The sequence below is a fragment of the Salibacterium qingdaonense genome, from assembly GCF_900114715.1.
Classification (GTDB): Bacteria; Bacillota; Bacilli; order Bacillales; family Marinococcaceae; genus Salibacterium; species Salibacterium qingdaonense.
The window spans coordinates 1-13,130 of sequence record NZ_FOTY01000005.1 but is presented as its reverse complement, the minus strand read 5'-3'; the positions used below and the strand labels follow the sequence as shown (position 1 = coordinate 13,130).

General features: G+C 45.6%; 10 protein-coding genes. 9 read left to right on the top strand and 1 reads right to left on the bottom strand.

Features of this window, described 5'->3' with window-relative positions; genetic code table 11:
* The first annotated feature begins 9 nt into the window (after positions 1–9).
* The 8 genes from BM058_RS05945 (at position 10) to BM058_RS05910 (ending at position 9,392) form a co-directional block, all read left to right on the top strand.
* Complete coding sequence (locus BM058_RS05945; RefSeq protein ID WP_090926122.1) at positions 10–2,406, top strand: glycoside hydrolase family 31 protein; 2,397 nt, start codon at positions 10–12, stop codon at positions 2,404–2,406.
* Between the two features lie 594 nt (positions 2,407–3,000).
* Entirely contained in the window at positions 3,001–3,855 is an 855-nt protein-coding gene (locus BM058_RS05940; protein WP_090926121.1) for a DUF6398 domain-containing protein, read from the top strand.
* A gap of 53 nt (positions 3,856–3,908) precedes the next feature.
* Complete coding sequence (locus BM058_RS05935) at positions 3,909–4,193, top strand: hypothetical protein (protein ID WP_090926120.1); 285 nt, start codon at positions 3,909–3,911, stop codon at positions 4,191–4,193.
* A 156-nt stretch (positions 4,194–4,349) separates the two neighbouring features.
* Positions 4,350–5,189, top strand: coding sequence for an alpha/beta hydrolase family protein (locus BM058_RS05930; RefSeq protein ID WP_090926119.1), 840 nt, complete (start codon positions 4,350–4,352; stop codon positions 5,187–5,189).
* Positions 5,190–5,612: 423 nt separating this feature from the next.
* Positions 5,613–6,287 carry a response regulator transcription factor gene (locus BM058_RS05925; RefSeq protein ID WP_090926118.1) on the top strand — a complete coding sequence of 225 codons (675 nt, stop codon included), beginning with the start codon at positions 5,613–5,615 and terminating at the stop codon, positions 6,285–6,287.
* The gene (locus BM058_RS05920; RefSeq protein WP_090926117.1) at positions 6,284–7,621 is read left to right on the top strand and encodes a HAMP domain-containing sensor histidine kinase; all 1,338 of its coding nucleotides are present in this window, start codon (positions 6,284–6,286) and stop codon (positions 7,619–7,621) included. The genes BM058_RS05925 and BM058_RS05920 overlap by 4 nt, the downstream gene beginning before the upstream one ends.
* 135 nt (positions 7,622–7,756) lie before the next feature.
* Positions 7,757–8,683 carry an ABC transporter ATP-binding protein gene (locus BM058_RS05915; RefSeq protein ID WP_090926116.1) on the top strand — a complete coding sequence of 309 codons (927 nt, stop codon included), beginning with the start codon at positions 7,757–7,759 and terminating at the stop codon, positions 8,681–8,683.
* Positions 8,661–9,392 carry an ABC transporter permease gene (locus BM058_RS05910; RefSeq protein WP_090926115.1) on the top strand — a complete coding sequence of 244 codons (732 nt, stop codon included), beginning with the start codon at positions 8,661–8,663 and terminating at the stop codon, positions 9,390–9,392. The genes BM058_RS05915 and BM058_RS05910 overlap by 23 nt, the downstream gene beginning before the upstream one ends.
* A 378-nt stretch (positions 9,393–9,770) precedes the next feature.
* Here BM058_RS05910 and BM058_RS05900 read toward each other — a convergent pair whose 3' ends face one another.
* Positions 9,771–11,027, bottom strand: a complete 1,257-nt coding sequence (locus BM058_RS05900; RefSeq protein WP_245736861.1) for a cytochrome P450 — start codon at positions 11,025–11,027, stop codon at positions 9,771–9,773.
* A 191-nt stretch (positions 11,028–11,218) separates the two neighbouring features.
* Between BM058_RS05900 and BM058_RS05895 the strand changes: the two genes are divergently transcribed.
* Positions 11,219–12,982, top strand: a complete 1,764-nt coding sequence (locus BM058_RS05895; RefSeq protein ID WP_090926112.1) for an S-layer homology domain-containing protein — start codon at positions 11,219–11,221, stop codon at positions 12,980–12,982.
* The last annotated feature ends 148 nt before the right edge of the window (positions 12,983–13,130 follow it).

The window sequence follows — 13,130 nt, the reverse complement described above, 5'->3', positions numbered from 1 at the left end:
TAGGAAACCATGAATAAAAAGGCGCATCGTTTCCATTGGCAGTTGGGAGAGGAGACTTCCTCTCTCCGGCTGATAAACGCAGCAGAAGATACAGAAATCCTGATCTTCATTCTGGAAGAAAATATCTTCCGCATTTACATCAAAGACCTGAACGAAGACCCGCTGCCGACCTGGAGTGTGGCTCCAGGTATGGAAGATGTTCCTTATGAAGGACGTGAACGTCTGGACGTCTCGCCATTTACTAATCCGGCCTATTCCATCAATCAAGTGAATGATGACGAATATGAAGTGCTGACGTCGCGGTTGAAACTGCATATGAAGCTGGATTCCCTGCAGTTCACCTGGTATGAAAAACAAAATGGCAGTTGGAACGAAATCGCGCGCGACCGGGACACGCAGAGCTATAATCTGGATGGGACCCTTGGCAGCGGCAGGCTCCATTACATGAAACGTACATCGGAGGACATGTTTTTCGGACTTGGAGAAAAGGCTGGTCCGTTAAACCGCCACGGACACCGTTACCGCATGCAGAATATGGATCCGATGGGGTATGACCCTTATTTAACGGATCCGTTGTATAAACACATTCCCTTTTTTATGACAAGAACAAAGGACAAGCAGTGGTACGGCATGTTTTACGACAATCTATCCACCAGTGTTTTTGACATGGGGAAAGAACTCGATAACTATCATGGGTATTACCGTTATTACCATGCAGAGTCCGGACCACTCGATTATTATATGATCAGCGGCCGGGACGCAGCAGAAGTAGTCGAAACCTACTCCTGGCTCACGGGGCAGACCGCCTTTTTCCCGAAATGGAGTCTTGGCTATTCCGGGTCGACGATGACCTATACCGATGCTCCCGATGCACAGGTGCAGATGAATCAGTTTATCCGGGATGCCCAGGCTTATGAAATTCCGTGCCACTCCTTTCAGCTGTCATCCGGTTATACGTCCATCGACGGCAAACGTTACGTTTTCAACTGGAACACATCCAAGTTTCCGGACCCGGCTGCGTTTGCGTCGCATTACAAGGAACACGGCGTGAATCTTTGCGCCAACATTAAACCGGCGCTGCTGCAGGACCACCCACTGTACAATGAGCTGCAGGAGAAGGGATATTTCGTGAAAAACAGAGAAGGTGATGAAGAAGAACTCGTTCAGTTTTGGGACGATCTCGGCGCTTACATCGATTTCACGAATCCGGACGCAGTGGAGTGGTGGAAAGAAAAAGTGAAAGAGCAGCTGCTGTCCTACGGGATTGAGTCCACATGGAACGATAACAATGAATTCGAGATATGGGACGGCGAAGCAAAGCTCCACGGGTTCGGAAATGAGATGAAGATGAAAGATGCCCGCCCGGTTCTGTCGCTTCTCATGACAAAAACTTCGCTCGATGCGCAGAAAGAATTCACTCCGTCCGCGCGCCCGTATGCGATCACAAGATCCGGCGGCCCCGGACTGCAGCGTTACGCCCAAACGTGGTCGGGGGATAATTACACGAGCTGGGATTCACTGAAATACAATGTACTGACCGGTATCGGGCTGAGCCTTTCCGGTGTGTACAATTTCGGTCATGATGTCGGAGGTTTTGCCGGTGGCGCCCCGGAACCGGAGCTGTTTATCCGCTGGATTCAAAATGGTATCGTTCATCCAAGGTTTACGATTCATTCCTGGAATGACGACGGATCGGTCAACGTTCCATGGATGTATCCGGAATATATCGAACCAATCAAACGTTTGATGGACTTCCGCGAAACACTCATTCCTTATTTGTATCAGCTCATGAAAGAGGCGCATGATCACTACTCACCGATGATTCGCCCGATGTTTTATTCATTCAGTCACGATGAAAAGACATTCGAAGAATCGTATCAGTTTATGCTGGGAGAAGATGTGCTTGTGGCTCCCGTTGTGGAAAAAGGAGTGGAGACGATTGGTGTGTACCTGCCCGTCAACGAAAAAGGCTGGTACGACTGGCATACAGGAGCGTATTACCATAGTGGGCAGACCATCATCGTGGACGCTCCGATGGATCGTGTTCCATTATTCGCCCAGGCCGGCTCCATTATACCGGTCGATTCGAAAGAAGATAAAATGCAGGAGAGCGAGCAGCGCGGTTACCTCTGTTTTCCGCTTCAGGAAGACGGGGACGTGCAGCTCCGGCATTATGAAGACGACGGCGCGTCGAATGACTACAAAGAAAATGTGTATACAATCAATGAGGTGAATGTACAGACGAGTGGTGCGGACGTCGAAGTGAAGCTGCACTCAAATGGCTCCTACGACCTGCCGTACCGTGACGTCACACTGTATTTCCCGGGTTATATAAGCGGAGATTTAGTGTTGAACGGTAAGAAGCAAAGCACACAGGCAGACGAGTATACAATACCCATCAAGTAAACAGAAAGGGCATTATGAGCTAATCATAATGCCCTTTTTAAGGTAATGCGGCTGGACGGCGGGGGATGCTTCGTCATTCGAGTTCTTTCAGCAGCCGGCACCAAAAAACTATTTCCCGGGAAATAGTGTCGAATATTTCGAGCATTTCCTGCAGTCATAAATGCTTTTATTTCATAAACTGTGTCAAAAGCGCAGCGGTTAGGCAGCCGGTTAACGACTTTTTTATCCCCCACGGCCAAATTGCGGAGCAAAAACACCGTAAACGTAAGTATGAATGGTTCATAGGACAGTTTGGCCGGCTGCGTCCTCAGTCAAACGCAACGTAGAACGTCTCATAACGACGTTTATCGTACTTGCGAACTGGCTAAACGTAACTGGGAGAAGAAAATAGAAATATTTCAACTGGTATCACTGTTCCGATCGCAAGCTGCAGGATGAATCTGGAGAAAGATTGAAATGAAGATTAGAAAATCCCAAAATATGAGGATTGTATTTTATAATAGCCATTAGAGAGATAATAGAGTATATCACCACTAACGGCGGGGGCGGCACAGATGGATACTAAAAACACAATGAGGAGTAAGGGAGGATATTATGGCTGAATATAAGGAAAGAGTAAAGGAAAAGAAAACGGAACTGATGCGGTTAACGAAAGATTTCAGTCAAGCATATTTGAATGAAGAGTATGATGAAATCATTGAAAAATTGATAAATAAGATGGCTAGAAAGAGAGAAGTTCCTTTTGTGGCAGGTAAAATTGAAATTTGGGCAGCAGCTGTTATACATGCCTTGGGAACGATCAACTTTTTATTTGATAAGCAGAGCCAGCCTTATGCTACGGTGGATGATATTAACACGTTTTTTAACACAAAGAAAAGTACCACCGGGCAGAAATCAAAAAAAATCAGAGACATGTTTAAAATGAGTTATTTTGACAATGAATTCGCCACGGCATCTATACAAGATAATAATCCATTTGACACGTGGACGATGATAAATGATTTTTTTGCACCCCGGGATCCGGTCAAGGAAGAGGAGCAGGATGAACTTGTTATGATAGATGAAATGGAGGTCGTAGCAGCTCAAATAATAGCCGGAAAAGAACTGAACATAGAAAAGTTGTATATGAAAAATGATCTGATTGAGATGCTCGGCGTAACGCATGAAAGACAGCAGCTATTCTATAACTACCTATTCCAGCATATGAGTTTTCCTTTTCCGGCGGTGTATGAAGAAGAAGTGGGCCCTTTGCAGCTGGCAGGAACCGAGGTCACCTGTGTTGGATTAGACCAAAAGATGAAAGTGGATGAATTTTACGGTATTTTAGTAGAATGCAGAGACGGAAAGAAAAAAACGATACTTCCCTTAGCAGATATCATCGTGGATAAAAATAATGAGAACAGCAAATTCATTGAAATATATAGTGAGTGGCTCTGGGTTTATTCCTAAACCATTTATTATGCAAATAATGGTCATCTATGGTGTAGAGGAGAGGAAAATAATTGGGAAAGAATAAGAAAAATATCGATTGGTCTGAAGCGAAAAAACGCTGCTGCTTGACCCAGGGTGACATTCACATGGCAAAAGAACTCGGTATGACACCAAAGAGCTTAGTGAAAAATATACCTTCTCCTTCCCAGTCATGGAAAGCGCCGGTGAAAGTATGGGTTCGTGATTTATATGAAGAAAAGTTTGGGAAAGTCAAATCAAATCCCGATAAAGGAGATGAACCGAAAACAAAAAAGGAACAAAAGACAACTAGAATGGATGAAAACCTGCCCTTTTAATTAGAAGGTTTTTTACTATCATTACTCTTATCCTCAAGCGAAAGACCGGATTCGTACTTTTCTTCAATTACCCGTTGTACCTTCTTTTTTTTCCTTGAGCACCGGCAGAGGATGAAAAAAATATATGATACGATACAGAAAAGGAGGAGATGAACGATGACATCTACCGAACAGCAGTCGTTTACGATCGACCTTGGAAATAATCTGTTTGTCCGCGGAGACGTCCATACTCCAGCAGAACAAACAAAACGTCCCGTCGTTATTATCTGCCACGGATTTAAAGGACACAAAGACTGGAACTTCTTCCCGTATACTGCGGATAAACTGGCAGCAAGCGGTTATTACGCGATTCGTTTCAACTTTTCCTGCAACGGGGTGGATAAGGAAGACTTTGATGAACTCGACAAATTCGCGGTAAATACGTATACGCGGGAGCTGAAAGATCTGAAAGCGCTGCTTCAGGCAGCAAAAGACGGGGACCTTCCGTATTCGGATATGTTCGATACGGACCGCACAGGCATTGTCGGGCACAGCCGGGGCGGTGCGACGAGCATTATTTTTGCTGCTGAACACACGGAGGTCAAAGCAGTGGTTACCTGGAACGGTGTCGCGGATGTCGATTTTCTCGGGGAGGAACTGAAACAGGAAATCCGTGAAAAAGGTGCCGGGTACATTGCGAATAAACGTACGAACCAGGATATGGCGATCAAAGCCAATCTGCTGGAGGATATCGAAGCCAACAGAGAACGATTCGACATTCTGAGCATAATAAGCGGGATGGATACTCCTCTGCATATCATACAGGGTGACGCGGATGGCAGCTGGCTGCAGGAAGGCGCGGAAAAAATGCGCGATGCCGCATCCGAACATTCTCTCACTATCATCGAAGGCGGCACCCATACCTTCAATGCAGCCCACCCTATGGAGCATGTCCCGCGTGAACTCGAACAGGCAATAGTGAAAACAACAGACGTTTTAGATGATTATTTAAGATAAAACCTGCCTCCCTTTTAAAATAATGGTGGGAAGACCCATTCCAATTATTTCAGATTCATGTTAAAAGAAAGAGAAACAACCACGCCTGTTGATTTACCATATAAAGGAATGGGGAAAGGTTCTATGAGGAGGGTGCATCTGTGATCAAAGTATGTATCCCCCCTTCTTTTTCGTTGGGCGGAGCCGTCTGCCCGACTCCAGCGGGAGAAGCGTCAGCCGAAGATCACCGGAGGCTCATACGAGGTGAGTCAGATCGGCGTTGGCACAGGACGTGCCGGACTTAGCCGATCTTCCTTCCGGTATGTAGCTGAGGCGACGCCCGCGGAAAGCGGGCAGGAAAGGCGGAGTCCAACGAAACGCTTCCTATATTTGGATAATCAACAGCCGTGAGAAATAACATTTTTATACGAGGGGGAGGCGCTGGTGGGAAATCATATTTTATATGTGGAAGATGACAAGGAAATAGCTGATTTGGTCCTACATGATCTTCATGACAAAGGGTATGAATGCACGTGGTTACGATCAGGGCAGCAGCTGGAAGACCACCTGCCTGATACGGACCTTTTACTGCTGGATATCATGCTTCCAGGTCTGGACGGTTTCACGTTAGGGAAGCGGATACGCGGACAATACAGCAGTCTTCCCATTCTCTGTTTAACCGCCCGGACTGCCATTGAGGATAAGCTTACCGGCCTTGGATTTGCCGATGATTATCTGACGAAACCGTTTCATCCGGAGGAACTGCTGCTGCGGATTGATATTCTGTTGAAGCGGTACGACAAAGTCAGATTGGACACCCTGACACTACGGCACCTGAGCATTGATCTGAACGCTAATCATATTGTAAATACAGAGACGGGAAGAGAAATCATCCTGACGGAGAAACAATTTAAGATCTTTCGCTATCTCCTTAAAAACGCCAATCACATTTTAACGAAAGAACAGATTTATTCGAATGTATGGCAGGAGCCGTATATCGAAGGGGATAAAACGTTAACCGTTCATATCCGCTATTTGCGGCAGAAACTCGAAAAAGATCCACAGAATCCTGAGATTATTGAAACGATCCGCGGGTTGGGATACAGGGTGAGACGGTGAAGTTATCAACGAAATACATACTGATCATTCTGTTGGCTGTTTTAATCTTTCCCGTCTCGTTTTTAGGTGTTAATTTTCTATATTATCTTGTCATTACGCAGCTGGCTGATTTTTCCCCGGAAGAATACTATGATCCGGAAGAAATAGAGGAAACGTGGGCCCGGGAGATAGATGCTCTGGAAGGAGAGGAAACGCGGGACATCACATCATCCTTACGGAATATGGATAGGTATCCGGATTCTGTTATCTTTTGGGTAAAGGATAACGGTCAATTACTGATGTCAAACGACCCTTCAAAGAATGGGAGCACGCAGTGGGATGTTTCCAGCCTGATTCAGTACGTGGAGGAGGACAGTGGTGGAGAGTATTTCACGACCTCGGCCTATCTGCAGGGAGCAGAGGCCGGCGGCTATGCGTTTTTGCAGATCCCTTCTTCTTATTTAGAAACGAACATTGGAGTAGGGCAGTATCAATACTCCACGATTTGGTTCATTGCCATAGGGTCCTTCTGGTTTTTGTTTATTTATATTTCCTGGCTGTTTTTTAACCGCACGAGAAAACGTCTGGTAAGAATGCAGGAAAAAATGGAAATCAATGAAAACCAGCTTATCCCGTCCAGAATGAAAATAGAAAAAGAGGACGAGATAGGGCAGCTGGAACATTCGTTTAACCAAATGGTCGAACAATTAAACGAAAGCCATGAGAAAGAAAAACAGGAAGCGCTGATTCGGAAACGTCTCATTTCGAGCTTATCGCATGATTTACGGACACCTCTGTCTATCATGAACGGTCATGTACACAAACTGAATCAGCATGAATTAAAGGAAGATATGGCAGAATCGGTTCACGTCATCAATGAAAAGATCGTTTTTCTTTCAGAACTGATCGATAACCTTTCCTCGTTCACCGTATTAAGTGAGGGAAAACTGCCGATGAACAGAAAGCAGAAGGATATCGCAGCACTTGTCCGCTCTTCTTTGATCGCCTGGTATCCAGTCCTTGAAGAGCAGGACTTTGAGATGGATGCAGCGTTACAGGAACCTATCCACTGGAATGTGGATGAAATATGGTTCCGAAGGATTTTGGATAACCTTCTGCAGAATGTCCTGCGTCATGCGGCGGAAGGAAAATATGTCTCCGTGAGGACGGAAAAAGAAACATCGATGCTGGAAATCCAGGACCGGGGAAAAGGAATGCACCACCCCTCCGGGAAAAGCGGCGCCGGCATCGGTTTATCTATTGTCGACATGATGCTGGAACAGATGGAGCTTGAAAAAAGAGTATCCACCGGCAGCAGTGGTACTACAATCACCATTCTCCCAAAAGAGAACTGACTTTCCTTCATTAGGAAGTCAGTTTTTTTACATGTGCCGTCAGTCATTTTTTAACCTGATTTTAACCTCACGTCCTACTTCGATTTAACCTTCGCCAGCTACAATGGCAGTAAATCGAAAGGCGGGTGCAGACCAATGTCCTCTTTGTTAACAACGGAAAACGTTCATGTAGAAATGAAAAAAGGACAAATTCTAAAAGACGTGAACCTCTCCTTTGAAAAAGGAAAGATCTATGGCCTGCTCGGCCCTAACGGAGCTGGAAAAACAACATTGTTAAAAACGTTATTGGGAGTATTTCAACCTACATCCGGAACCGTCCATTTCCAGGGAGAAAATTTATATAACCATCCAGGGAATGATCTACTGAAAGGCATCGGCAGTATCATTGAGTTTCCCGGGTTTTACGATAATTTGACTCTATCGGAAAATTTGGTTCTGCATTTGAGATATCTGCAGCAGCAGTTCACCGCGGGGCGTATCGATGCCCTGTTGCAAACAGTCGGGCTTTACAATGAAAAGGATAAATTGTTTTCCGATACTTCACTCGGGATGAAGCAGCGGCTGGGCATAGCAAGATCAATCTCCCATCAGCCGATGCTGCTACTCCTTGATGAACCAACCAATGGATTGGATCCTCATGGGATCAAGGAAGTAAGGGAAATGCTTATTAAAGAAGTGATACAAAACAATACAACGATCGTTATTTCCAGTCATTTGTTGAATGAGATCAATTTAATGGCAGATGAATTAATTTTTATAAATCACGGGGAAGTGATATTCGAAACGATCAACATGGATGTATCGGACAACTTTTTGTATAAACTTCGTACTCCCTTTGAGATGAACCGGGATTTTATGTCAAAGCTGAAAGCTCATATGGTACTGCGTGAAGGGGACCAGGTCGAGTTTGTTTCTCCTCTTTCCCTGGAAGAAATCGAGGAAATTCTGATAAAAGAGCAGGTTTCCATAGAAAGACTCGATGTCTTTGAACTGTCTTTGGAAGATTTATATTTAAAACTGCTGTCGGAGGGAGAAACCAATGAGTATGTTAGTGAAAAATGAATGCATGAAGCTTAAACGACAGAAAATGGTATACGTTATATTAGTGATCAGCTTTATCCCTTATCTGATTAACACCGGAGGAATGCTGGCAACAGGCGCGATGGATCCTGGTAACTATTATTTCTTTGTATTTAACCAATACGCCATATTATTTCCGGCTCTTGTGTTTATTTTTTCCGGCTTTTTTTTCTATACGGAGTTTCAAAATGGTACGACGTTAAACTGGATCTCTTACCCATTTCATAATTTCTGTTTAATGTTTTCGAAAATGGCCGCAACCTTTTTGTTACTGCTGGCGACATCACTTATCAATCATTTGGTTCATTTGTTTACGCTTTGGATGCTCTTCAGGACAGAAACAGGGGTTATGGACGTTTTATCCAGATTTTTTACATCGATTCTGTTCACTGTATTAACATTGCTGGTTATTCCGATTGCGGCTCTGCTGGCATTTGCCACGAGAAACATTTTAAGTGTGGTCGTTGCAGGGCTTGGTTCAATATTTATTACAACGGTATTGTTAGGCGCGGATTTTTCAATCTTGTTTCCGTTTTCGTTTATTTATCGCGCAACGATCCAATTTTATGATGCAGCTATGGGGTATGAAAGTGCAAAACTTGTGTTTTGGGGAGGTTTTCTCTTATTCACTTATATCAGTTTTTCATTGATTGGGCTGTATAAATACTCCCGGAAGTCACGGATGAGTTAACGGAAATTTATTCATTATTTCGAAGTGTAGGAGGAGAAATATGGAACAATCTGTATTCATTATCGCAATGGTTGCGTTAGGTAGTACACTTGTATTGTTCATCAGTAGTATTTTGAATGAGGGATTAAAAGGAATACGTCGTTTTAGTAAATGGTTAATGACATTGTTTCTTGTTTACGTTGTAACGTATGCCCTATATCTGTCATTTCAATTTATTTAGAGGAATAAGAAAAAATATAAAAGTAAAGGCCCGCTGAATTTATGTCTCTCATTATATCCTGCATGTTAGAGAATAGTCAGCCATGGCATCTCCCCTCTCTGGTTTACATGAACCAAAAGGAGAGACGCAGTGCTGATGTTTACCAAAGTTAACGTTGATTAACGAGCCTTGACATTTTCGATGATAAAGCCGCTGTTCACAAGTGTAGGCATCCGCGCCATGTCATAACGCAAATCCTGTTCGGGCACCTGATATGTCATGTGTCCGGTTAAAAACTCCATGCTTGTTTTCATGAGCATGATGGTAATCCATTCCCCTGCACAGCGGTGTCCGGTATAATGATCGCCGCCGCCCTGCGGGATAAAGGAAAATGGGTGTCCTTCCCAGCCCCGGAACCGTTCCGGACGAAACACTTCAGGGTCTTCCCAGAGATCCGGATGATGATTCGTTCCGTAAATATCCATGATAACAAGCGTCCCTTTTTTTAAGCGGTATTTATTCCAGAGAAAATCTTTTCGCACGACCGCGCCGGTAAACGGTGCGAACGGGTAATACCGCCGGAGTTCCTGCACAAACATCCGGGAGTACTCCTCATTCTCCGTATTAAGCAGTTTTTCTTCTAGGTCCGGATAGTCATGCAGAGCCAGAGCTCCAAACATGATGAAGCGCCCAATGGCCACAATCGGCCGCAGCACATTGATTAATTCAACCGCGGCCGCAGCGGCAACCATTTTCCGGCCATTTCTCTCTGAGTGCATCGCGATGATATAAGCCGCTGTATAAGGGGCCGGCTGCTGTTCACCGTAGCGCACCTGTTTGATGACCTGCTGGATCCATTTTTCGGAACGTTCCCTGGCTTTCTTTCCCTTTTTATAGCGGAAGCCTGTGCCTCCGAAGGCATCAATCATACGGCTGAATTCAGTCGTGCGCTGCTTCACTTCATTTTCAGGCAGCGGCACACCGGCCCATTCACAGGCCGCACGGCACATGATTTCTTCTGCTTCGTCAAACAGAACAACTTGGTCACCCTTTTCCCATTCTTCAGCTTTTTGTGCCCACAGTCTTTGCGTGATTGTCTGAAGCTCCTGTAGACGGTCGGGGGTCATCAGCGACAGAAACATCCGTTTCCGGTGCTTATGGTCCTCCCCGTCCAAGCCCTGCACCCCGTTTTGTCCGAATAAAGTTTTTTTAACTCTTTTTGGAGCAGCCCCTTTTCTTTTAAAAAAACGATTGTCATAAAAAACGCGTGCTGCTTCCTGCCCGCTCAGACAGATTGCTTTTTTTCCCATCAGCCGGGTCTGAAAGATATTAGACTGTAAATGGTCACGCCGGTTCGGGACAAAATGAAATCCCTCCGATAATAAATCAAGCGTGTGATCCAGCCCTTTTTCTTTTGGAATCTGTCGATACGCCATTTCAACACGTCCTTTTATCATTTTCTATAAAAAGAGTTCCACTTTTTTGCTGCCTTTAATCGTATAGATGCTTATTATATATAGACGCAGCACAGCAGACTGAAATCTCTTTATAAAAAATTTCGTCATGCAGTGATCCAAAGGCGGATGTTTTTCGTTTCCCTGTATAACAAATCAAAAAGGAGTGTTTGATGATGAAAGGGAAACGAATACTTACGATATCGCTGGCTGCGTCCATGCTGGTGCCTTCTGCGGCGATGGCAGCGGACAACAGTGAATCAAAAGACATGATGGAGCCGACGGTATCCACCTCGGCCGCGGACTTGAGAGCAAATCTAAGTCAGCTGCTGGCTTCGCACTTTGAATATCAGGTGCTGACCGCGGTAAAAGTGTACCGTCAGTCTGACGATGCGGACATGGTGCGGGAGAGACTCGAAGAAAATGCACAGCAGATTACAACCGCAATGGAATCCATTTACGGAGAAGAGGGAGCTTCCCAGTTTGCAGATATCTTTTCTTCTCAGTACGAAGACAGTTCGGAACTCGGCATGGCGCTTCGCAATGGAAACATGGATGAGAGAGAAAAAGTGAAAGACCAGCTGCTGAATGACTTCCCGTCCGAACTTGGCGGATTTCTCGGCACGGCGACTGAAGGCAATCTTCCAGCCGATACAGCCGAACAAGCGCTACGTGCTCATGAGCAGGACGTTATCAATACAGCAAAGCATTTCGTGAACGGAGATTATGAAGAAGCCTACGCTGCTTACGATGAAGGCTACAAGCAGATGTACACGATCGGCGGCGCCCTATCCAGCGGTATTGTAACGCAGATGCCGGAGATGTTTAATCATACCGAAGCGATGACACCGGCCGCTGACCTCAGAGCTTCCTTCAACCAGCTGCTCGGCCTTCATTTTGACTATCAGGTGCTGACGGCCGTGCAGGAGTCTCAGAATGCCGATGGTGCCGAAGCTGCAAGTGAAAAGCTTGAAGCCAATGCCGGCGAAATGGTGACAGCTGTTGAATCCATTTACGGGGAAGAAGGAGCGGCTCAGTTTGCAGAAATCTTCTCCAGCCAGTACGAAGATACATCAGGTCTTGGCAATGCCATCGAAAATAATGATGACATGCAGAAGGAAGAAGTAACAGACAGTCTTCTGATGGACTTTCCGGAGGAACTGGGAATGTTTCTGGAGACAGCAACAGAAGGCAACCTCCCGGCCGACACGGCGGAATCGGTGCTGAATGCCCATGAGCAGGACGTGATCGATGTTGTGGAGTCGTATGTGATGGAAGACTATGAGATGGCGTACAACTCTTTTGATGAAGGCGGCGAGCGCATGTCCACCATTGGCACAGCCCTATCCGGTGCGATTGTGACGCAGATGCCGGAGATGTTCGCCCAGGAAGAAGAAAATGATGGATCAGAAGAACCGGAAGAACCTCAGGATCCGATGAACCCAAGTGCCGTAGACATGTATTCCGATATTAACGCGGACTTCTGGGCGGTGAACGAAATCAGTCATCTGACAGATGAAAATATTATCAAGGGCTACATGGATGGAACGTTCGGCCCGAATGAACCGATTAAGCGGGTGCAGGCGGCGAAAATCATCACAGGAGCGATGGATCTTTCAACGGACAACCGTCCGGATGCCGGATTTGATGATATCAGCTCGGAGTATTACGGCAAAGCCTACATTGACACCGTAGCCGATGAAGGTATCATGATGGGGCACGGCGATGAGTTTAACCCGAATGATACGCTGACCCGTGCACAGATGGCTGTTGTTCTCGAGCGGGCGTTTGGTTTTGAAGCAGAAGGATCGAATGCTTCCTTTACAGACATTTCGTCTGAGTACTGGGCGCATGACGGTATTCACGCTGTTGTTTCCGCAGGACTTGCTAGCGGCTACCCGGATGACACTTTCCGTCCCGGTGAGTACGGCATTTGATTTGTACCACCAATGCAATCTTTTTTACCAACGAATGCAGCGTATTTTACCACTCTCTGCATTTGTCTTTACCATTCCACTGCCTCCTGTATACTTAGTGGGCATGCCTTACGGCATGACATTAGGAATACAGGAGGTTTTTTATGTT

What these genes read in the sequence shown, in the direction of transcription:
- BM058_RS05945 (WP_090926122.1), top strand. Translation starts at nt 10, where the DNA reads ATGAATAAAAAGGCGCATCGTTTCCATTGGCAGTTGGGAGAGGAGACT.
- BM058_RS05940 (WP_090926121.1), top strand. Translation starts at nt 3,001, where the DNA reads ATGGCTGAATATAAGGAAAGAGTAAAGGAAAAGAAAACGGAACTGATG.
- BM058_RS05930 (WP_090926119.1), top strand. Translation starts at nt 4,350, where the DNA reads ATGACATCTACCGAACAGCAGTCGTTTACGATCGACCTTGGAAATAAT.
- BM058_RS05915 (WP_090926116.1), top strand. Translation starts at nt 7,757, where the DNA reads ATGTCCTCTTTGTTAACAACGGAAAACGTTCATGTAGAAATGAAAAAA.
- BM058_RS05910 (WP_090926115.1), top strand. Translation starts at nt 8,661, where the DNA reads ATGAGTATGTTAGTGAAAAATGAATGCATGAAGCTTAAACGACAGAAA.
- BM058_RS05900 (WP_245736861.1), bottom strand. Translation starts at nt 11,027, where the DNA reads ATGGCGTATCGACAGATTCCAAAAGAAAAAGGGCTGGATCACACGCTT.
- BM058_RS05895 (WP_090926112.1), top strand. Translation starts at nt 11,219, where the DNA reads ATGATGAAAGGGAAACGAATACTTACGATATCGCTGGCTGCGTCCATG.